The organism is Microcoleus sp. POL10_C6, assembly GCF_036701585.1.
In the GTDB taxonomy this organism is placed as follows: domain Bacteria; phylum Cyanobacteriota; class Cyanobacteriia; order Cyanobacteriales; family Microcoleaceae; genus Microcoleus.
The window spans coordinates 22,717-42,986 of sequence record NZ_JAUBRB010000004.1 but is presented as its reverse complement, the minus strand read 5'-3'; the positions used below and the strand labels follow the sequence as shown (position 1 = coordinate 42,986).

General features: G+C 45.7%; 23 protein-coding genes. 9 read left to right on the top strand and 14 right to left on the bottom strand.

Annotated elements, in window-relative coordinates:
* The 13 genes from QUA34_RS03415 to QUA34_RS03360 all read right to left on the bottom strand — a co-directional run bounded on the left by QUA34_RS03415 (position 1) and on the right by QUA34_RS03360 (position 8,748).
* Entirely contained in the window at positions 1–1,536 is a 1,536-nt protein-coding gene (locus QUA34_RS03415) for an NAD(P)/FAD-dependent oxidoreductase (protein WP_333142782.1), read from the bottom strand.
* Between the two features lie 139 nt (positions 1,537–1,675).
* Positions 1,676–3,379, bottom strand: coding sequence for a multicopper oxidase domain-containing protein (locus QUA34_RS03410; protein WP_333142783.1), 1,704 nt, complete (start codon positions 3,377–3,379; stop codon positions 1,676–1,678).
* 55 nt (positions 3,380–3,434) lie between these two features.
* Positions 3,435–3,629, bottom strand: a complete 195-nt coding sequence (locus QUA34_RS03405) for a heavy-metal-associated domain-containing protein (RefSeq protein ID WP_333142784.1) — start codon at positions 3,627–3,629, stop codon at positions 3,435–3,437.
* Positions 3,630–3,747: 118 nt separating this feature from the next.
* A complete protein-coding gene (locus tag QUA34_RS03400; protein ID WP_333142785.1) occupies positions 3,748–3,900 on the bottom strand; it encodes a hypothetical protein in 153 nt (50 codons plus the stop codon).
* Positions 3,897–4,583: a methyltransferase domain-containing protein gene (locus tag QUA34_RS03395; protein WP_333142786.1), complete on the bottom strand. Its 687-nt coding sequence runs from the start codon at positions 4,581–4,583 to the stop codon at positions 3,897–3,899. Before QUA34_RS03395 ends, QUA34_RS03400 begins: the two co-directional genes overlap by 4 nt.
* A 141-nt stretch (positions 4,584–4,724) precedes the next feature.
* Positions 4,725–5,261 (bottom strand): universal stress protein, encoded by a 537-nt coding sequence (locus tag QUA34_RS03390; RefSeq protein ID WP_333142787.1) that lies wholly within the window; start codon positions 5,259–5,261, stop codon positions 4,725–4,727.
* Positions 5,262–5,316: 55 nt separating this feature from the next.
* Positions 5,317–5,808 (bottom strand): DUF1269 domain-containing protein, encoded by a 492-nt coding sequence (locus QUA34_RS03385; RefSeq protein ID WP_333142788.1) that lies wholly within the window; start codon positions 5,806–5,808, stop codon positions 5,317–5,319.
* Between the two features lie 106 nt (positions 5,809–5,914).
* Complete coding sequence (locus QUA34_RS30110) at positions 5,915–6,163, bottom strand: DUF5676 family membrane protein (RefSeq protein WP_445242789.1); 249 nt, start codon at positions 6,161–6,163, stop codon at positions 5,915–5,917.
* Positions 6,164–6,388: 225 nt separating this feature from the next.
* Positions 6,389–7,069 (bottom strand): isoprenylcysteine carboxylmethyltransferase family protein, encoded by a 681-nt coding sequence (locus tag QUA34_RS03380; protein WP_333233860.1) that lies wholly within the window; start codon positions 7,067–7,069, stop codon positions 6,389–6,391.
* 59 nt (positions 7,070–7,128) lie between these two features.
* Positions 7,129–7,380 (bottom strand): DUF2933 domain-containing protein, encoded by a 252-nt coding sequence (locus tag QUA34_RS03375; protein WP_333142790.1) that lies wholly within the window; start codon positions 7,378–7,380, stop codon positions 7,129–7,131.
* A gap of 43 nt (positions 7,381–7,423) precedes the next feature.
* Positions 7,424–8,044, bottom strand: a complete 621-nt coding sequence (locus QUA34_RS03370; protein WP_333142791.1) for a DUF305 domain-containing protein — start codon at positions 8,042–8,044, stop codon at positions 7,424–7,426.
* Positions 8,045–8,112: 68 nt separating this feature from the next.
* A complete protein-coding gene (locus QUA34_RS03365) occupies positions 8,113–8,358 on the bottom strand; it encodes a hypothetical protein (RefSeq protein ID WP_333142792.1) in 246 nt (81 codons plus the stop codon).
* A 30-nt stretch (positions 8,359–8,388) separates the two neighbouring features.
* Complete coding sequence (locus tag QUA34_RS03360) at positions 8,389–8,748, bottom strand: four-helix bundle copper-binding protein (RefSeq protein WP_333142793.1); 360 nt, start codon at positions 8,746–8,748, stop codon at positions 8,389–8,391.
* A gap of 268 nt (positions 8,749–9,016) precedes the next feature.
* Between QUA34_RS03360 and QUA34_RS03355 the strand changes: the two genes are divergently transcribed.
* The 8 genes from QUA34_RS03355 to QUA34_RS03320 all read left to right on the top strand — a co-directional run bounded on the left by QUA34_RS03355 (position 9,017) and on the right by QUA34_RS03320 (position 16,995).
* A complete protein-coding gene (locus tag QUA34_RS03355) occupies positions 9,017–11,134 on the top strand; it encodes a response regulator (RefSeq protein ID WP_333142794.1) in 2,118 nt (705 codons plus the stop codon).
* A gap of 94 nt (positions 11,135–11,228) precedes the next feature.
* The gene (locus QUA34_RS03350) at positions 11,229–11,351 is read left to right on the top strand and encodes a hypothetical protein (RefSeq protein ID WP_333151715.1); all 123 of its coding nucleotides are present in this window, start codon (positions 11,229–11,231) and stop codon (positions 11,349–11,351) included.
* A complete protein-coding gene (locus QUA34_RS03345) occupies positions 11,351–11,800 on the top strand; it encodes a pyridoxamine 5'-phosphate oxidase family protein (RefSeq protein WP_333142796.1) in 450 nt (149 codons plus the stop codon). Before QUA34_RS03350 ends, QUA34_RS03345 begins: the two co-directional genes overlap by 1 nt.
* Before the next feature lie 135 nt (positions 11,801–11,935).
* A complete protein-coding gene (locus tag QUA34_RS03340; RefSeq protein ID WP_333142797.1) occupies positions 11,936–14,062 on the top strand; it encodes a heavy metal translocating P-type ATPase in 2,127 nt (708 codons plus the stop codon).
* Between the two features lie 27 nt (positions 14,063–14,089).
* A complete protein-coding gene (locus QUA34_RS03335) occupies positions 14,090–14,554 on the top strand; it encodes a hypothetical protein (RefSeq protein WP_333142798.1) in 465 nt (154 codons plus the stop codon).
* Between the two features lie 9 nt (positions 14,555–14,563).
* Positions 14,564–16,135: an oleate hydratase gene (locus QUA34_RS03330; protein WP_333142799.1), complete on the top strand. Its 1,572-nt coding sequence runs from the start codon at positions 14,564–14,566 to the stop codon at positions 16,133–16,135.
* 250 nt (positions 16,136–16,385) lie between these two features.
* Positions 16,386–16,697, top strand: a complete 312-nt coding sequence (locus QUA34_RS03325) for a hypothetical protein (protein ID WP_333142800.1) — start codon at positions 16,386–16,388, stop codon at positions 16,695–16,697.
* Positions 16,698–16,749: 52 nt separating this feature from the next.
* A complete protein-coding gene (locus QUA34_RS03320) occupies positions 16,750–16,995 on the top strand; it encodes a hypothetical protein (protein ID WP_333142801.1) in 246 nt (81 codons plus the stop codon).
* A gap of 70 nt (positions 16,996–17,065) precedes the next feature.
* On the opposite strand, the gene QUA34_RS03315 is transcribed toward QUA34_RS03320, so the two are convergent.
* Positions 17,066–18,274 (bottom strand): MFS transporter, encoded by a 1,209-nt coding sequence (locus QUA34_RS03315; RefSeq protein ID WP_333142802.1) that lies wholly within the window; start codon positions 18,272–18,274, stop codon positions 17,066–17,068.
* Positions 18,275–18,558: 284 nt separating this feature from the next.
* On the opposite strand from QUA34_RS03315, the gene QUA34_RS03310 reads away from it, so the two are divergent.
* The gene (locus tag QUA34_RS03310; protein ID WP_333142803.1) at positions 18,559–20,253 is read left to right on the top strand and encodes a hypothetical protein; all 1,695 of its coding nucleotides are present in this window, start codon (positions 18,559–18,561) and stop codon (positions 20,251–20,253) included.
* Positions 20,254–20,270: the final 17 nt, after the last annotated feature.

The following is a 20,270-nucleotide window of genomic DNA, read 5'->3' as shown; positions in this document are numbered from 1 at the left end:
TTAGTCGTCTAAAAGCACGTCGCCCGATAATCGTTGATAGAGCAATGCTCCCGTCCAAACTGTGCCAGCAAAGCCTGGATAGCCAGATGAGGCATTACAGAAATAGAACTGCTTGAGTGAGGTTTCATGATTCAGTCGCCCTAGACCCACATTGCGCGGTGTCAGAATGGAGCCGTAAGAATTCCCACTGGGACACCAGCAAAAGCGTTCATTGGTGGTCGGGCTGCCCGTAATATGGAAGACCATGTGCTTTCTAAAGTTCGGCACATAGTGTTTTTCCACAACATCCAGGATGGAATCCAAGATTTCTTGCTTCTTCTGGTTGTAAGCTTTGCGATCGCTCTCCCGCAATTGCTTGAAATAGCCGTAATTGGCAACTGTGAGAAATTCCACAATTTGGCAATCTTCTGGGCAATCTCGACTCGCTTCCGTCAGTAAAGTAGGCGTTGTGATCGCAAAACTAGGATTAGAAAAGTCATGGCGATCGTACATCTGTGCGAAGGATTCATTCAGGTCTTGATGCCCGCTATGGGCGAGGTTCCACTTGCCAAATCCATAGTCTCGCAGGTCGATATCCTTGACGACGCAATACGCCATGTAGTTAGATGCCGAATATTCATAGTTAAGTTTTCGACGCACAGTTTTGGAGAACTTTTCCTCACCGATCATCTTGGCGGCTCTTTGAGGGTCAATATTGCAAATCACCGTATCACCCGTAAATTCGGAGGTTTGATTATTGGTGAGATCCATTGCCTGAACTCCCGTAACCGTTCTGTCTGTGACTCTAAAATTCGTGATTTCATGGTTTAGCAACACCTCTCCCCCATGTGATTCAATCACCTTGACTAAGGAATTAATCACATCCTCAAAATGCTGGGTTGGGTAAAATGCACCTGCTTGATAGCCTCGGAACAATGCCACCCAAGCATAAAACGAGAGTTGATTTGGAGGTAATAAAAAATCAAGCCATTGCAGAGCCAATAGGGTTTGAGCGGCTTGGGGTAGCTGAAACTTGTCAAATACATCTTGAAGTGTGCTGTTGAGATGCTGGAAAGCACATAATGCTTCACTTGGGTGTTTGAGTAATTTAATCGGCTTAATTGGAGGAGCAATTATTTTCAAGCCTACGCCAGTCTTTTCTACTTCGTTAACGAATTGGCGAATGCGATCGCCATGTGCCGGAAATAGAGCCGATAATCGCTGGATCAGTTCTTCTGGCTCTGACGGAATATCAATCGCATACCCTGGCATTCGCATATGGTCAAAGCCGTCCGGGTCATAACGTTCAAAAGTTACTTCCTTATCCAAGCCCAGTTTTTTGAGCACTTGATTGACAGTTTGCCCTTCACCACAGTTCCAGACGTAGTGAAATTGAGCATTGAATGTATACTTTTTAGCCATTGTAAACGTATGCCCAAATCCCCCTGGATGCTCGTGAGCTTCGAGGATTTGCACAGTCTTGCCGGAGTTTGCCATCAAAGCACCAAAGGTCAATGCTGATAAACCACTGCCGATAATCAGGTAATCCGGTTTCATAAGAGAGTCCCTCGAACAATAAACATCTTTACAAGATCGCTGTAGCGCCTGTAGCCTCAGAATTAGACATCCAGTGAAAGGCTTTGAAATTGAAGTTAGAACCAATTACAGCGGGTTAACTAGCCTGATAGATGCCTGATTATTCCTTGACTCGATAATTTCTCATCATGCCAGCGTCTTCGTGCTCTAAGGTATGACAGTGGTATGTATATAAGCCGCTGTATTTCTCAAATTTCATGAGCAGCTTCACTCGCTCACCCGGCATTACCATTACAGTATCCTTCAAGCCCTCGTCTACATAGCCATCCTTGACAGTTTGCCATCCTGCGGCAAGTTCTGGCAGCACTTCCCGACTAATAACTTGAAACTGCACGCCGTGTAGATGGATAGGGTGCGCCATCCCCTTCGCATCCATCATGGCTCCGGGGTTGAGTTTATTGATAATCTCCCACTGTTCGATCGAATTTAGCTTTACGGTTTCTTGCGGTAATGCAGTATTCATTTCAAAGGGCTGCCCATTAATCACCCATTTCATACCTTTGAGAGAAAGCTCAATAGGTCGTGGCTGGGTGGCATTAACGGCATCTTCTGGACGCAATAGTGGTAGGGCTGCTAGTTGAGTGGGGAGTCGCAGAGTTTCTTTTTCTTTGCGCTCAATCTTGACGTTGAATAGCATCATCGCTGAACCAAGTTCCGGGGCATTGTCAGAACTCATCATGCCGCTCATGCTGCTACCTCCTACATTTTCTGCTCCTGAAAAAGCCAGACTATTTAGAGATACTTCTGTACCAACTTTCAACTTACTGAAATCTGCCCAAACATCAATCCGCTCACCTGGCGCTAACATGACATACTTTCGTTCGGTAGGTCGAGGCAGTAAGCTACCATCAGTGCCAATGATGGTCAGTGGATCGCCACTGCTCCACGCAAGCTTGTAGATACGTGAATTAGATCCATTTAAGAGGCGAAGGCGGTAGACTCGTGTCGCCGCAGAAAGTGTGAAGTTGGGCTTACCATTCACGAATATCTTTTGACCCAAAAAGCCCATCATGCTGCTCATGTCATTGCTGGATTGACCTGAGTTATCCTGTTGCATCCCACCCATGTTGCTATTACGGGGGGTACCTATTTTGCTGCCGAGATAGAGGAGTTGATTATTGGCATCTAAGGTACGATCTTGCAGCACAATCGGTATCTCATAAGCCCCGGTGGGTAGATTAAGGGTCGCTTCTTCTTGATCCGTCACTATAAATAGCCCCGCCAAGCCAGCATAGGCTTGCTGCCCTGTAAGCCCGTCTGGATGAGGATGAAACCAGTTCATACCTGCCCGATTAATCACCTCAAACTCGTAGATATAGGTCTGTCCTGGCTGAATCGCAAAGCGAGGATGTCCATCCATCTCCTCTGGTAAAATCAATCCATGCCAATGCACAATGCTGGCTTGCCCTTGAGGAAGGTTATTTTGGAAGTTGACCCGCACGCGCTGACCTTTGCGAACGCGAATAATGGGGCCTAAATAACTATCGGGAATGGTTTGTAAGCTGTTTGGGTCGCCCTTGACCAGTTGTGCTGCGTAAGACCAAACTTGGGTCATTTGTCCCGGCAAGATTGGAACCGTTGTCGGTGCAGCCTTCAGGTTGATTTCAATATCGGGAATAAATTTTGCATTCGGCCCACGGGCTACGGTGTTCCCCTGAGCCATTTCTGTGGTGGAAGATTGAGGCGAACAACTCGATAGCAGGCTGTGAATTCCGCTTCCGATGACAAGTCCGCCTGCAAATCCAGTCCCTCGAAGAAAGTTTCGGCGGGTTAGGGGATGTTGGTAAGTGGTTTTAATGGGCATATCGCTCTCATTTCTGAATACGTCAATAAGCTTGTCTTGTCCCTTCAGAACTTTGTTAAGCCACTTGGTAGCCAGCCGCCGTAATTACATCCTTGATTGCAGCTTCTGAGGCTTGAGTTTCCACTGATACAATCTTGGTTTTTGGATCGCCCTGAACGGTAGCTTTAGCATCGACTGTTCTAATCGCTTTAGTAATGGTGTTTACACAACCACCACAGGTCATATTGGGAACTTTTAATTGGAGTTTCATAATGTCAAATCCTTATTTTTGTGTGGTTCAGTCAAGAAAAACGTTTTGGACAATCAGCAATGCTTTTCTCCACTTTTCAACCAGTTCAGCTTCACTGTGCGGGCAGTAATCTGTACACTTATGCTTGTTGGGTGAGTACGAGTACCACAAAGCTAATAATAATTAGGAAGCCTGCATCCAGTTCAAGGATAGTTTCACTGACAGATTTGAGCCGCATAAAATAGATCAGGGGAAAGGCGATCGCCAAACACCAGATTTTTAGAAATATCATGATTTCTTAAAGCCGATACAAGCCATACTGGTGAAGCGAGCTAATCCTATTGGGAACGAGAAAAACTGAACGCGATTTAACCCGGCTTCACGTATCAGCGCTGAGAGTTTTTCCTGGGTGAAACATCGAGTGCCCCAATGCCACTGAATGAGTGAGCCGAGTAGTCCCGATCGAGTCACCACAAGAACTAATGGTGCGCCCGGACGCAAAACTCTGACCATTTCTTGTAATCCCTGTGCTGGATTCAGTAAATGTTCAAGCATATAGGCACTCATGACACCATCAAAAGAATGGTCTGCAAATGGCAACGTATTCACATCACTTTGACAGATTTGATGACGAATATTTGCCTGACTGAGTTGTTGATCGGCTATTTTGAGCATCTCCGATGAGACATCGACTCCAGTAATCTGTATTGTTGGATTAATAGTTTGAGCAAATGCCAGACTGAAGTCCGCTGTGCCAATACCACAATCACAAATGTTCAGGTTATCTTGCCAGTCAAGCAAAATATCAGCGTTTTTTAGCGATCGCCATAGCTCTCGATAAGCATGACGATAACCCAGAAGACGAACAAGTTGATGCCACCAGATGGCAGCTTTGTTATAGGTTTGAGACAGTTGTGTAGTTGTTGGATAAACTCGTTGAACTGAAACCTGCCACCATCCAACCGTCCATTCCATTGTGAAACCTCATTGATATGGAGTAATAATGCTAGTAGCTGCTGCTAATGTCTGGACACCCTTCTCACCGGGTGACATAATATGCACCAACATGAGGTTGGCTTGATTCGATTTTTCTTCCATTTGCTGTAAGTCTCTGACCTATGTGTGAGCGAGAGTAGGTTCAGTTTTTTCAGTTTTTATCGTGATGGGATGTTGCACACTCAAAACAGAACAGGGTGCATGGTGAAACACATAGTTACTGACGCTCCCCTGAATTAACTCTTTGACACCGGACAGTCCCCGATGCCCGATGACGATCAGATCCGCTTCCCAGTCTTGGGCGATCGCACAGATGGTTTCACCGGGGTTATCCACAAAGTCGCCAGTTTTTTGCATAGATTCTGCACCTACACCCGCTGCGATCGCCCGTTCACTAGAGGCTTGCAGTAACTTCAAGCCCATCTGTTTGTAGGTTTTCCAATGCTGTTCGTAGAACTGTACTTCTGTATTAAAATACTCAGGATTGTAACTTCCGCTGATAAGTCCTTCGATCTGGGGAAACCCTTTCTCCTGCATATGGATAATATGGAGCAGGAGCAAACTGCCTCCGGTCGTTTTTGCCTGAGCGATCGCGATTTCAACAACATGATCGGTCAGATCGGATTGATCGATCGCCACTAGAATTTTGTGAAACATAGAATCTCCTTTCAGAATGATAAGTGGTAACTTCGAGATTTCTTGGAGCTACGACTTACCCTGCTTCGGTTTTCGTAAGAACTGCCTGAAGTTGTGCCTCATCTTCGTGAGATAACGAAGTTCGTAGGACTTTTCCCTCAAATTTGCTCAAGTCGTCCAAAACCTTGTCAGGTGTAGACTTTCTCACCAAAACAAAAATGGCAGAGGTTCCAGGTTCGATCGTGTTGCCTAGTTCTTGAATGAAATTATCATCAATGCCGATATCCGTTAAGGCACCGGAAAGCGCACCCACTGCTGCACCCAAAATTCCCAGTATGGGTTCAAAAAACATCAAGCCGATTAACAGTCCCCAGAAGCCGCCACTTAACGCGCCACCGGTGACGAGTTCTTGAGTTTGTTTAATCTTGACTTTGCCATCTTTCTTTTTGACCACGATCGCTGCATCTTCTAGATCGATCAGATATTCCCGCTCCATTTTTCTGAGATCGAGCAACACTTCATCTGCCTTAAATTCATCAGGAAAGCCAATCACAATTAGATCACTCATATTTTTCTACCTGTTAAAATGAACACTCAGCTTTGAAAAGGAAAAAATTGCACGAAGATAATCACAGTTCCTAGTCCCCAAAAAAAGGTAGGAACACCATTGTTTTCTATCTCACCGGAAGCTTATTGTAGAGGCGAGCAACGAAAGCAGCGTACAGACCAGTACCCACAGACCAAACCACAAGACCTACAATAAAGCTTCCCCAGGTAATGCTTCGGGTAATACCAGATAAATTAGCGTGAAGAACATAGCTAAAGAATCCCATCGTTATCTCAGGTGCCACTGTTAGAAACAGAATGCAAATCAAATAAGCAATTCCTGTAATAATCGCTGTGGCAAGAAATAGCGATCGCACACTTAGCTTCAGCGCTGAATGACTACGTATACGGGTTTCTTCGTTCGGGTGAATACTAGACCTCTTGCAAAAAAAATATGTGTTATACTTAAAAGTTTGCTCAAGTTTAGGTCAAACTTTGAATTATTGGGTTGATTGGCCTCTCCTTAAACTTGCCCAGCCTGCTAGATTATAAAATTGGCTAAACTTTCCATAATAGCACAAAATTATTTTGCAAGAGGTCTACTATGGATCATGGTGAGACTCCTGTGAATGAGCTAGTTTTTTCTGAGTGTTGCGATGACCCCAGGGGACAAATGCAGGTGTCAGTGCGGCATAACGGGCATACTCCTCACCAAATTCTGCTAAGGCATCCCGTTCTTCTTGGTGAGCTAATCGGATATACATCGCGACCAAAATGGGGAACATGAGCAACGTCACGAGAGTAGGCCATTCCAGCAAAAAGCCCAACATGATGACAATGAAGCCGACATACTGCGGATGGCGAATGGTTGAATATGGCCCTGAAACCGCCAATGTATGACTTCGTTGAGCTTTGTAGAGAACTTCCCAAGCATTTCCTAAATAAATCAGTCCACCAAAAATTAGTACATTACTCAGAAGGTGAATCGGATTCCAATGAGGATCGCCTTTCCACCCCAGGAATGTCCACCACAGATGCCCAGCATCATGGGAAAAAATGTTCAATCCTGGATAGCGGGTTTGCAGCCAGCCTGAGAATAAGTAAAGCGTTAAGGGGAACCCATACATTTCTGTGAACAATGCCACAATGAATGCTGAGAACGCCCCGAACGATCGCCAATCTCTTGGGTTACGCGGCTTGGTGAAACTAAAGGCAAAGATAATAAATATCAGGGAATTAATAATCACTAATCCCCACAGTCCGTAAGCAGGAACGTTACTCATATCTCTCATGGTTCGATCTCCTTGAAATAGATTTATTTACAGAGTCCGAATAATTTCCTTCAGCGAGATTGGCTATTGCCACTGTTACCGCCTCCATGTCCCCCATGTGCTCCGTGCATAAATAGGTGCATGAATATACAGATGAACAGTAAAGAGAACGGTAAAAAGCCCGCTAAATGCGCCCAATGTTCTGTAATCAAAAAGTACGCAATAATCCCGATCGAGACATACAGCACAACCTTAATTGGCAAGCTGAGACGAGTTGGCTGACGATCGGGCTGGGACTGATTTGATGAACCATGTTGGTGCATAAAGACCTCCTTGTGAATAGAACAACTCGCGATTCCAGGCTTGTTACCATCCTTGCATCTGTGCGATTTCAGCGCTCTGAGATGTGATGATTGACTGAGCCAAAGTACGGATTTCTGGATGAGAAGCACGCTCAGATGCCATCTTCGCCATCTTCACCGCCATTTGATGATGGGGAATCATTTGTCGCACAAATTCTTTGTCAAAGTCCGGGGCTTTCTTGAGCGCGTCGAGGTCAGTTTTCATGCTCATCATGCCCTCACCCATCATGCCTGAGCCTGTGCCCTGCCCTTGGTTGTGGTGCTCTCCCATCATGCCCATGTCATTCATTGAAGGTGCAGGGACTTCTTTGCCGAACCACTGTTTGTACCAGCTACGCATCTCTTGAATTTCACGAGTTTGGTCTTTTTTAATCGCTTGGGCTAATTTTTTAACTTCTGGGCGTTTGGCGCGACTAAAAGCAAGATCAGCCATTGCGATCGCGTCTTGGTGATGAGGGATCATCATTTCGATAAAATGCTGATCGACTCGGACTGATCTGGGTTGTTGAGGATTTCTTGGTGCAGGTAATGACTGAACTTGTTCGCTGTTGATAAGGACAAATCCAGTAATAGCACCACTACTAAGTAACCCGACTAAGCTGTACACCAAAAACTTCTTATTCATAAACTTACCTTGGCTAAGGGATGATCACGTTCTTATACTTTTTAAACTACGCTTAGATTGTGAGAAACTTATGAGCGATGTAAAGCTAGAGAGAGAACTTTTTGCTTGTCCAGCTTTTGATGTAGGAACGGGCATTTTTTGCCAGCAACTTCGACAAAACCAGTGGATAGATCCACCTTGGATGTGTCGGAGAAGTTTATCGGAGCAATAAAAACAATTTTGCATGGCTCCATTTGATAAAACTCAGCTAAAGCGGGTACTGATTCTGCACTGATGGCTGTTGCGTAGGATAATGGTTGAGCGCGATCGCTCATGCAACAGCCAACGCGGTAAATAAATAGGTTTTATGCTGTTGCTTTAGCCATCTGACGGCAAGATTCAGCACAACGACGGCAGGCTTGAGCGCACTTTTTACACTGATCGTGGTCGTGCTTCTCACACTCAGTCGCACAGCGATCGCACGCTTCTGCACAAACCGCACACATTTGAGCGTGCAGGTCAGAATTACGAGCCATGAACCGAGCGCAGAGAGCACAGGTATCAGCGCAATCGCGGCATAGCTGAATACATTGAGCCATCATCTGCACCATGTCACTGGTTAAGCAAGCGGTTCCGCATTGCTCACACTCACGAAGACAGTCGAGGCAATTCTGAATGCAGGTTTCTAGCAGAGATTGATGAGATTTAGTAGTAGTAGTAGTCATGGTTTTAAGCTCCTAAAGAATCAACACAACGAAGAACGGATTGTTATGCCCTTCACCTTGGTTAGGGGATGACTAAGTTCTTATATCTCTCAAGCTACGCTCAGACTATGAGAAACCTATGAGCGATTCAAGGTTTACGTCTTTAGGAAGATTTTTCCAGCTTTTTGGCGATGAGCAATTCATTTCATCCTGATTTCATTCTTTCCCATCATTATTGGAGGATTCCGCTCACCTGACACCGCAACCAGCCTGTAAAGGAGTTAGACTGATGAAAATTTTGGTGGTAGAAGATGATGAGGCAATTGCCGACCTACTTACTTGCATTCTCTCCAACCAAAATTACGTGGTTGAAGTTGCTAACGATGGTGAGGCAGCTTGGGAACTGATTGTTGTTTATAACTATGATTTACTGCTGATAGATATTACGCTCCCTCGTTTAGACGGAATAAGTCTCTGTCGTAGAGTCAGAGCGCACGACTATAAAATGCCAATTCTGGTGGTAACAGGGCGAGGCAGTGGTCACGATCAAGCGATCGGGCTAGATGCAGGTGCCGATGGGTACATGGTGAAACCGCTCGATCAGGAGTTATTGATTGCTCGAATTCGAGCCTTGCTGCGTCGCACAGGCACGACTTTTCAATCTGTGCTGGAGAAGGGTAATTTGCGGCTCGACCCAACAAGTCGTGAAGTTACTTACGCAGGGCAACTTCTATCCTTGAGTCCCAAGGAGTTTTCGATCCTAGAGTTCTTTTTGCGGAATGGTCGTCAAGTATTTACCTACAGCGTAATTTTGGATCAAATCTGGGCTTATGGAGACACTCCTAGCGAAGATGCCGTGAGAACTCATATTAAAGGGCTACGACAGAAACTTAGAGGGGTCGGCGCTCCCACAGATTTGATTGAAACGGTTTATGGACTGGGTTATCGGCTTAAACCCTTGGAAGCGATCGCTGATTCAACCAAGACGGCTCAACTCACGTCTCATGAAGCGACTCAACCGATTCAACCACAAACCCTCAGCGCCTTATCCAAACGTCCAGAAATTGACCGCGCATCAAACGACTTAACCACAAAAGGGAGCGAGCCGGAAGAGTCTTTGTTTGCGGATGAGCGTCCTTTGTTATTGATCGTCGATCCCGATCGCCAACTGGCCCAACAGTTGATGAATGAAGCGGTGGACTGGGGATTTCGGAGCGCGATCGCCACAACACTTTCCGAAGCCGAAACGAAAATTGAGCAGGATGCGCCTACCGTTGTGCTACTCGATCCCGATATTACTCATCCCACAACAGAGAGTTTAAGGCTGCTGGCAAAGCTCAGTCATCAAACTCCTTCTGTGCCAGTTCTAGTTTTTACCAGTCACGATCAATTAACCGATCGCCTAGAAGTTGCCCAACTCGGCGGACATAGTTTTTTACACAAACCCTTGCCCCCGGCTCAAGTGCTGAAAGCGATCGCACAAGCGGCACAACAAGCAGAGACAGCAAAGCAACGGGTGATGGTCGTCGATGCTGATCCCCAGATTCTTGTAACTCTGAAGGAGTTCCTAGAACCCTGGGGATTGAGCGTAACAACGCTGAACGATCCTCAACGATTTTGGGAAACGTTGAAATCATGCTCACCGGATCTGCTAATTTTAGATGTGAAAATGCCTGCTGTGAGTGGCGTTGAGCTTTGCAAAATTATCCGCAACAATTCGCGCTGGGGGCGCTTGCCGATCATTTTTTTGACGGCGCATACCGATGCTGCGATCGTCAATCAAATGTTTTCAGTGGGTGCAGATGACTTTGTGAGCAAGCCGATCGTAGGGCCAGAATTGGTCAGTCGCATCATCAATCGCCTAGAACGGATCAAACTCCTTCAGAATGCTGCTGAGACAGATTATTTGACCAAACTCTCTAACCGCAATAAGTCAACCCAAGACTTAAACAAATACCTTCAACTTGCAAATCAACAGGAGCAGCCGCTCTGTCTAGCAGTTCTGGACTTAGACAATCTCAAACAGATCAACGATCGTCACGGGTACAATACTGGCGACATGGTGATGCGTCAGTGGGGACAATTGCTCCGGCAAACTTTTAGGCAAAATGCAGTCGTTGCTCGCTGGGAGAGCGATGAATTTGTGGTTGCCTTATCTAGCATGATTAAGGCAGATGGTATTCAAAGACTCACTCAATTATTAGCAACGCTCCACCACAGAAAATTTGTTGCTCCCGAGCAAACTCAATTTCGGATCACATTTAGCGCTGGAATTGCTCAATATCCAGATAATGGAACGGATTTGCCTTCTCTTTATCAAGCCGCATCCGAAGCCTTGCATCAGTCTAAAGTTGCTGGGTGTGCTTGTATTTTTTCGGCGGGAGACTCTAGGGCTATTCTCCAATAAACGAAGTCTTAATTCATTATTAACATTCTCAACCTCAAACTTTTCTTAACTCCTCATAAGTTCCTCAGATTGTTTTCTTACAGTCAAAGTGGGTATGCAAGGACTGTTGCATACAATTACCTCCGATCGCGCGCATTCTGGCATTGGGGAAGGTTTTGTATATCAGAGAGTTTTAGTAGCGATCGATGATTTTGAAATTAGCAGTGGAGAACAGTAATGTTAGATATCGATGAAATGGGACAAAAAGAAATACACGAACTGCTACATAAAGTAGGATATGGACACCTCGGCTGCATAGGCGAAGGGTATCCATATATTGTGCCTATGCACTATTACCTCAAAGACTCAGAAATATATATCTTCACAACGGTGGGAATGAAGACTGAGTATATGGATGCAAATCCAAAAGTTTGCTTACAGATCGAAGAAGTTCACGATCTGGTGCACTGGCGCAGCGTTGTTGTGAATGGTCGCGCTGAACGCCTCACTGAGCAGCAAGACATCGATCGGGTGATGCAATTTGTCAAAACGCAGAATCCAACACTTTCGCCTGCGATCAATCGAACCTGGATCGATGCTTGGGGACGAGCAGAGGTGATTGCAATCTACCGCATTCACGAGAATGAAATGAGCGGACGCACGACTGATGGAGTTAGCAGTCAGTGAAATCGAAAAATTTGGACAAACTTATTTTAGAAGGCTGATTTTAATTCGGCGATCGCCTCTCTAAAATTTCGCCCTAGCTTCCTTCTCTGTAAATCTGCCAACCAGGGCATCACATTAAATTAGGAGGATTAATTTATGAACCACGATCGCCATCAACATGGACAAACCCAACCCAAGCCGGGACACGCTGGGCACCACGAACACAAACAGCAAGTTGAAAGGAATCTGCCTGACCCACACAGCAATCATAGTGCTCACGGTAAACAGCCTAATCACGCTCAACACGCAGGTCACGACAAACACGCTGGACACAGCCCAGAGATTTTCAAACGACGCTTCTTTATTTGCCTCTTGCTAACGCTGCCCGTCCTCTATTTTGCGCCCATGTTTCAGGATTGGTTTAGTTATCAAGCCATCCAGTTTTCAGGTGCGAATTGGGTGATTCCCATTTTCTCAACGATTATTTATTTCTATGGTGGCTGGGTTTTTCTGAAGGGAGCTTACTACGAACTCCGCAGTAAAATTGGCATGATGACTCTGGTTGCTCTAGCAATCACCGTGGCGTTTGTCTACAGTGTGGCAGTGACTCTTGGATTGGCGGGAGATTCTTTCTATTGGGAACTGGCAACCTTAGTCGATATCATGCTGCTCGGTCACTGGATGGAAATGGCTTCTGTGCTGGGAGCCAGCAATGCTCTACAAGAACTTGCCAAGTTAGTGCCTTCTGTCGCTCACAAGAAGCAGGCGAATGGGCAGATAGAAGATGTCCAAGTAAGCGCATTAGTTGAGGGCGATCTAATTCTGATTCGTCCCGGTGAACAAGTCCCAATTGATGGTGAGGTCATCGAGGGTACTTCCAACGTCAACGAAGCTTTTCTCACTGGGGAGTCGCGCCCGGTGGTCAAAAAAGCCAATGATGAGGCGATCGCCGGAGCGGTCAATGGAGAAGGCGCTTTGACAATCAAAGTCACTCGCACCGGAGATCAAACAACCTTGAGCCAAATTATGCGCTTAGTTGAGGAAGCGCAGGCATCTAAAAGTAAATTTCAAACACTAGCCGATCGACTGGCCTATTGGCTAACTTATACAGCGATCGCGATCGCTACGCTAGCGTTCATCATTTGGCTATCTGTTAAACCAGATGGTTTAACATTTGCAATTAATCGCGCCGTTACTGTATTGGTGATTGCTTGTCCTCATGCGTTAGGTTTAGCGATCCCCTTAGTGCTGGTCAACGCAACTGCAATGTCCGCTAAAAACGGCATTCTGGTACGAAATCGAGAAGCGTTTGAACGAGCAAAAGACATTAAAACAATCGCATTTGATAAGACGGGGACATTGACAACCGGACATTTTGGCGTGCAACGAATTTATACAGATAGTATAGATGAGTTAAAAGCTTTGGGCATTTCTGCTTCTCTCGAATCTTTATCAGAACACCCGCTTGGACAATCGATCGTAGAAGAAGCCAGCCATCGCAAAATCGAGCTTTCAAAAGCCAGTGACTTCAAAGCAGTTCCCGGTCAGGGCGTTGAAGGCGTGGTAAACGGTCAGCGCTATCGGGTTGGCAGACCCGAATGGGTTCAAGAGTTGAAATTGCAGTTTCCGCCAGCATTGCAAAAAGGACTACAAGAACGTGAATCTCGTGGTGAAAGTGCGATCGTGCTGATGGACGACAAGCAAGTTCTCGCCCTATTCGGGTTAGCCGATCAAGTGCGCGAATCTGCACGAGAAGCGGTTGTAAAATTACAGGAAATGGACGTGCAGGTGGTCATGATTACAGGCGATGCCGAAGCCGTTGCCAAGGCGGTTGCTGGGGATTTGAAGATCGATCGCTACTATGCTCGTGTCCTACCACAGGATAAAGCTGCATTGATTCGTAAGCTCAAAGCTGAGAAGCCAACCGCCTTTGTGGGCGATGGAATCAATGATGCACCGGCTTTAACCGAGTCGGATTTAGGACTGGCGATCGGCGCTGGAACCAATGTGGCGATCGAGTCGGCTGATTTAATCTTGGTTAAAAGCGATCCGCTTGATGCAACCTACGCGCTTAAACTTGCGAAAGCGACCTACAACAAAATGACTCAGAACTTGCTTTGGGCAACTGGGTACAACGTCGTTGCAATTCCTTTAGCGGCAGGAATTGGGGCTCCCTTCGGCATTCTATTAACGCCAGCATTGGGAGCAATATTGATGAGCGTTTCGACGGTCGTTGTTTCAGTTAATGCAATGTTGTTACGTCGCGTTCGTTTGAATGATTAATTGCATATATTGGAGGAGTAAGGGTTTGTGTCCAAGAAAATCGTCCAAATTCTAGCGGCACCAGAAACCAACCTGTTTCTCTTTGCCTTTTTGCTCAATTTTGTTTACGAAGTTTGGCAGGCTCCCTATTACGAGTTCTACCGAAGTCCCTCTTTAGCCGACAAAATCAAAGATTTGACTCACTGCTCCTTCGGCGATGGGGTCATCATTCTATTTAGTAGTTGGGCGGTGAGTGTGTTAGTTCGTTCGCGGAATTGGGTGCTTTATCCCACCTCGAAGCTGGCGTTCCTGTTTACCAGTATTGGGTTGGTGATTACTCTGGTAATAGAAACCTATCGAGTTAATGTTTCTAAAGTCTATGGGGTTCCGGTGCTGGCAGTACCCATTCTAGGGATGAGTTTACTGGCCGTAATTCAGTGGATCGTTTTACCACCATTCATCCTTTATCTGGCTCGCCGTCATATGTTGGGTTATCTCGAAAAGCGGAGCTAATTAATCGACATGGACAAGGAATTTAATGCCTATCTGTTGGGTGGTGGTATCGGCTCTTTAGCAGCCGCAGCCTTCATAATTCGCGACGGCGGACTCCCTGGCAGAAATATTTTTATCCTAGAAGTAAAGCCCATCTTGGGCGGGAGTTTGGATGGAGCCGGGAACCCTGTAGACGGTTATTCGATGCGGGGGGGACGGATGTTGACGACTGACAATTATGAATGCACTTGGGATCTTTACAAGTCCATCCCCTCCCTAAGTTCGCCCGGTAAAACAGTGTTTGACGAAACTATGGAGTTTAATGAACGGCATAAGTCAAATTCTATGGCGCGTCTCGTTGACAGCCGCCGAGCAAAAGTCCCTGTGAGTTCAATGGGCTTTTCCATGCAAGATCGTCAAGAGTTGCTGAAGCTTAGCCAAGCTGATGAAGACGAATTGGCTGCTAGTCGTATCACTGATTGGCTTTCTCCAGAATTCTTCAAGACTGAATTCTGGTTTATGTGGGCAACTACATTCGCCTTCCAGCCGTGGCACAGTGCCGTTGAATTCAACCGTTACTTGCATCGCTTCATGCTCGAATTCTCTCGGATTGAAACCCTTGCTGGGGTGAAGCGAACCATTTACAATCAGTACGATTCATTGGTTCGTCCACTTCAGAGTTGGCTCGCAGATCAAGGTGTCAATTTCATCGTCGATTGCAAGGTCACAGATCTCGATCGCAACACCGAAGAAGGCAAGTTTGTGGTGACAGGCATTCATTATCAGCAGAAGGGTGAAAGTAAAGCGATCGCGCTTAAAGACGGCGACCTGGTTTTTCTGCAAAACGGATCGATGACTGATGCCTCAAGTTTGGGTTCTATGACAAGTGCGCCCAAGAAGCTGACCAAACAGGACAGCGACAGTTGGAATTTGTGGGAAAAGCTGGCGGCAGAACGCCCAGATTTCGGTAATCCTTCTGCTTTTAACAACAGCATTGCCGAGTCACTGTGGGAGTCTTTTACAGTCACACTAAAAACCCCTGCATTCTTCAACAAAATGCTTGAATTTAGCAGCAATCAACCGGGAACTGGTGGGCTTGTCACGTTTAAAGACTCCAACTGGCTGATGTCCATCGTGCTCGCCTATCAACCCCACTTTATAAATCAACCTGTTGATATACAGGTCTTCTGGGGATACGCTCTTTTCCCCGATCGCGTGGGTGATTTTGTGCCCAAGCCGATGAGCGAGTGTAACGGTGAAGAAATTCTGCGAGAACTCTGCGGTCATCTACGATTCGATCTGGATACTGTGGAATCGGCAAACTGCATTCCTTGCAGGATGCCGTACATCACAAGTATGTTTATGCCTCGTTTAGGCACGGATCGACCGTTGCCGATTCCTCGCAGCTCGAAGAACCTTGCTTTCATCAGCCAGTTTGTCGAAATTCCTGATGATGTTGTCTTCACGGTTGAGTATTCGGTGCGAGTTGCTCAAATGGCAGTTTATGAATTTTTAGGTATTAACCGCCAAATCCCGCCCGTTTCGCCTCATGATAAGTCACTGCGAGTGCAGTTTGAGGCTTTAATCAAAGCGTTTAAATGAGTTTTGTAACTTCCCAGAAAAGTTGATTCATACCGTCAATCAGCAACGCCGTTTTTTCATTATCTTTACCAAAATTTCTGTTCTATTATCTTAAACTCTTTAGTCGAGTAGAGAGTCAAGTAGAGAAGTCAACATCATTCTTCAGGCATATTTACTCGAATTTCTGAATTTAGGCCTTGACTCTCTAGTCTGGTGGAGAGTTTAGTATGGACTTAGTTCTAAGAAATTAATCACTCAATTGAGGATAAAGATGAGTATGCTCACACTTGCTAAAACAGTAATCGGTGGAACTATAGCTGGCTTAACGTTGTTAGCTTTGACAGCTAATCCCTCGTTTGCAGACACTCACAACCCGACTGCTAGCCCAACTACAGCTTCTAGCTCTACCAATGAAGCACCCGTAGCTCAAGAGCGTCTTACTCCAACAATAGCGCAAACCAATCAGGCTCCGCAGCAGCCTACTGAAGGCGGATGTAGCTGTTGCAAGAATATGATGAACAATATGCCTGGTATGAACAATATGCCTGGGATGAGAGGAAATCAAAGCAACCCCTCCAGATAGACAGTTATTGCGATCGCCATGCGATCGCCTTTTGGGAAATATTTAGGATGCTGTGAAAAGAACTAACAGACAAGGCGTTCTTTGGAATCAGAAAAACGGTGTCGCCCTAACAGTTTTACTGCTCTGTTTACTGCTTTGTTGGTGGTTGCAGCATCCTAATATAAATCTATTCACCCCAGAAGGCTTCAAACAAGCAGTCAAGAATCTAAGAATTTTTGTCGCGGTTCAGGTGTTAGCCACCGTCGCGGCAATTTCTTTGTTCCGCTCTGAGGTTCCAAAGCGGGAGTTTAGTCAGTAACCCTGAACCTGAATTTTTCTCACTAACTCAAGCTTGATGCCAGACGTGAGGTAGTGTTGTGCCTGAATCATCAATGCTGATGTTTCTGCATCCAACCCAGCATTAAGCCAGTTCCCATTAGTAAAACACCAGCAAAGCTATAAGGGGCGCTTACCTGCCATGCAAACAGAACGCCCCCTAACATCGATCCCCCAACTTGTCCGAGGCTATTAGCGGCATTTTGAATTCCTAACACCGTTCCCGTGTGTTGACCGCCCCGTTTTGAAATCAAAGCAGCTACATTTGGGGTAATCAATGCCATACCGAATGCCAATATAGCGACAACTCCCAGCACAATGGGAAGCGATCGCGCCATTAGTAGCAGGAAAATGCCGCTTCCCATGAGTGCAAATCCCAGAGCAACTTGGGCGATCTCATTCATATATCGAGACAAAAAGCTCACTGCAATGATTTGAAAGACTGCCATCACTGAGCCACACATCATAAATACAAAGCCTGTTTGGACGGGCCCGTATCCCAATATTTCTTGAGCATATAATGCAAAAACGGCTTCAAACATCGTGAGTCCAAACTGGGCGATCGTGGCTAAACCCAACAGCAGTAATAGTGGTTTACCCAGCCTTTTCCAATCTAGTGCTGGCTGACGAGGGACTACAGTTGCGGATCTCGATGGTAACGATTCTGGCAACCAGCGGAGAGCGACTAGCAGCGTTAAGAACATCAAACCCGCAGCTAGAAAAAAGGGAGGAGCATAATTTTCAATTTTGAGATCGAAAAAACCGAGGGTAAAATGTAAGTCTTCACGAGTTGTCAAACCACCAAAAGCTGGTCCAGCAATTGCTCCAAGACTCACTGCTGTACCGAGCCAAGCCATTCCTTGGGTGCGATCGCGCTCAGTCGTTACATCCGAAACATAAGCGGCAGCAGCAGGCAGCATCGCAGCGGCTAGAACCCCACCGACTGCTCGAGCAACATAAAGCATTGCGAGGGAAGAGGCAAACCCAAATAGTAGTTGAGCGATCGCGGAACCGGCAATTCCGATCAAAATTAAGGGTCGCCTGCCGACTCGATCTGACAATTGCCCCCAAAACGGTGCTGTAATTAACTGAGCGAAGGCGTAAATGCTGGTTAATAAGGTAATGTGAATGGCGATCGTCTCACGCGGAACAACTGCTATATGTAAATGTTGGGCGTAGAAAGGAAGTACAGGCAGGCTTACTCCGAAGCCAATCATGACTACAAATAAGCAAACAAGAAGTAAGAAGAGCTTTTTAATCATAAAATCAGGTGAGGGGTTTTATTTGTATTGGGTTGGTGATTACTCTGGTAATCGAAACCTATCGAGTTAATGGTTTCTAGGCGTTGCTCATTCATGGTATGAATCAACTTTTCGCTTGATGTTACAAAACTCACCCTACTTAGCTTATACCCATTCCGAAATCTTGAATTTATACCTGTATTCAGCAACGCCAGGCTGAATCTCATTAACTACCAATAGTCACACAAACCTGGGATAATTTAAACAAACGGCTCAGATGGTAAGCCAAAGAAGCGAAAACAGCAATGGCAAGCTACAGAGAATGGAACCAAGCATTAGTGTCTTACTTTACCAGTGGCGTACCGCGCGGTACTAAACTTTACGTAAGCGTTGACGACGATGTACTCGAGCGTATTGGTCTAGAATTTGGAAAGGATACGGGCGTCAACAACGGTCGCGATGACTTTTTGATTGCCGTAAGGAAAAGAGTCATCATTGACCAACAAGTTAATTTGAGCAACTTGCGAGGGTGTGATTCTGACGGTTTACCCAAAAGTATTGCCTTTCTCAGTGCCACAGTCCTAGCCGCCTATCAGATGGCTGAGGAAGAAAAAATATCAGAACTAAACTACTTCCGGCGATTGCAGAAAATTTTAGGTCTGTCCGACGCTCGTCGTCCACCGGGCATGGAATCTGGTTCCGCTGCTGAAGAACCGCTATGGAAAGAATGGAATCTTTGGCTAAGGCAACAGGGATTTTTACCTTCAGCAGTTCGGGGTCGCGGTGGTCCAACTACCTATATAAATTATCCAATTTCGCAATCTCTTCTACGCCACGCTGATAAAAACCGACTTCTAGATATATTTAACGAAAAGCAATGGACAGCCCAATGGGATGCCCAAACTTTATTTACTCATGTCCGCCGCGAGACGCCGAGGCTTTGCCAACACTTAAAAGAGTTACTGACGGACAACAGGCAGCGCTATGAAGCCGTTGCCGAAGCAATTCACGAAGTTTACGAACAATGGCAAAATGAGGGGAAACCAGTAACACTAAAACAAGGAGTACGCACCTGGAGCCGCTACCTTTTTGCAGGTTTATATCGCACTGAAGATCCATTCTTGGGCCAGATTGATTACTATCTCTACCCGAAACAGCTAAAAGGGCGACCAGTAGAATCGGTACAAGTTCAGTACAGAGATAACGTTCACCAGCTTCGGGACGAACGCGCTGGATGGTATTTCCCTCTAAAAAATCCAATAAATATGAATGAATTGGATCGCGGTGCAAGATACCAAATTAGTTGTTCTACAGACCTGGATTCCCTAATTTTGCCCGAGCGTAACTTTTGGATATTAATTCCAGATCCCGATAACCCAGATTCAGGAGCCTATGCTTCTTGGGGAACGCCATCCCTCGGTACGCCATTTATCCTACTCTACAAAAAAGAACTGCTCTCAGATATTCAACGGTTGCAAGATGAGCAGCTATTGAAATGGCAGGGTGGAGCACAACCAGTATTTAAAAATTCTACCTGGTTTGAAATTCACACCTGCATGGTTGTTTCCCAAGCTTGGGATGCAGTCTTTATCAAAAGTCAAGAACTTAAAGATGCTTTGCAACCCAGTGTCCGTTTATCTATTAGCTTTTCAGGTGGTTTGCGCGTACCTCAATTGGGTGCATGGCTAGAGGGACATAGCCCTCTAGTAACTATCTTTGGTTTCCATCCCACAGTTGAGTTACAAGTAACTCGATTATCGGATGATTCCCAAATTTGGGAAAAGTTACAGCAAAGTACAAATATTCCCATTGTAGTTAACTTTCCTAGTGTAGGTGACTATCTCGTAAAAGCTACTTGTGGAGGTGAATCTAGCGAGCGCTTTGTCAGAATTGTTGATTGGAGTGGTCTGTCAATAGTAGAACCATCAAGTTGTGAAGTGATGCCGATCGGTTCAAGTCATAATATTTGTGGCAGCGTCCTTCAGTCATTGGCTCAATAAAGTTAAATAAATTCAAA